We start from the raw sequence: 1,365 nt of genomic DNA, 5'->3' as shown, positions 1-1,365 counted from the left end.
GCGGTAGAAATCGATCTGATCTTTTTTGATGATGCGGATGTAGTCGGTGCTGCCGGGATGGCCGCTTTGAAAGCCCGCCGTCATCACGTAGGTGCCGCCTTCTTCGATGAGCCCGCGCTGCAGAGCCTCGTTTATGATACGTACGAGCAGCGAGTTGATGCTCGTTTTTTCCTTAACCATCGCGGGATTTACGCCCCACACGAGACTTAGCGCGTGCGCGGTCTGCTCGTCGTGCGCGATTGCGATGATGTCGATTTTAGCGCGGTTGCGTGCGAGTTTAATCGCCGAGCGTCCCGAGCCCGTGATCGAAAGTATCGCGCCCGCGCCCAATCTTGCGGCAAGTGCTGCGGTGCTTGAGGTGATCATATCGGTCTCGTCGTAGAAATCGTAATCGTTAAATTTATCGTAAGGATAGATCTTTTCGGTCTCGCGGATCGTCTCGCTCATCGCGGCGACCACGGCTGCGGGATTTTTGCCGATGGCACTTTCCTCGCTTAGCATCACGGCGTCGGTGCCGTCGAGCACGGCGTTTGCGACGTCGCTGATCTCGGCTCTGGTGGCGCGCTCGTGCTCGGTCATGCTAAGCATCATCTGCGTGGCGGTGATGACGGGCTTTGAGCGGGCGTTGGCTAATGCTATGATGCGCTTTTGGATACGCGGGATCTCATAAAACGGCATCTCGATGCCCAGATCTCCGCGTGCGACCATTATGCCGTCGCTTGCTTCGATGATCTGCTCTATATTTTCGACCGCGTCGAATTTCTCGATCTTGGCGTAAATTTTAGCTTTTGAGCCCAGCGAGTTTAAAATTTCGCGCACGCGCAGGATGTCGTTTTGCGACTGCACGAAGGAGATGCCTACGAAATTTACGCCGTGCGCCGCGCCCCAGCGCAGATCTGCGAGGTCCTTTTGTGTGATGACGTCGATATTTAGGCGGGTGTTTGGGAAGTTCACCCCCTTATTCGAGCTTAAAAAGCCGTCGTTTTCGAGCATCGCTCGCACGCCTTGCTCGCTTACCGCGACTACCTTGGCGCGGATCGAGCCGTCGTAGAGGTAGATAAACTCGCCTACCTTCATTAACGGCAAAATTTCTGGGTGGTTGATACACAGCTCGTATTCGCCTGGGGCGGTCTTTTTGCCGATTATTTCGCGAGGAAGGAAGGTGATTTTATCGCCCGTCTTTAGTTTAAAATTTTCCTCGAGTTTGCCGACGCGGATCTTTGGACCGCTGATGTCCTGAAAGACGCCTACGCGTACGCCCAGGCTCTTTTCTACGGCGCGGATTTTGTTTAAATTTGCCTCGTGATACTCGTGCGTGCCATGGCTGAAGTTCATCCTAAAGGCGTTGCAGCCCGCCTTTACCAT

General features: G+C 54.4%; 1 protein-coding gene. It reads right to left on the bottom strand.

Annotated elements, in window-relative coordinates:
* The coding region (gene pyk, locus Q0117_RS05370) for a pyruvate kinase (RefSeq protein ID WP_297923501.1) at window positions 1-1,365 on the bottom strand (1,365 nt) is incomplete at both ends.

Source organism: uncultured Campylobacter sp., assembly GCF_937997535.1.
GTDB lineage: Bacteria > Campylobacterota > Campylobacteria > Campylobacterales > Campylobacteraceae > Campylobacter_B.
This window is presented reverse-complemented; position numbering and strand designations above follow the sequence as displayed.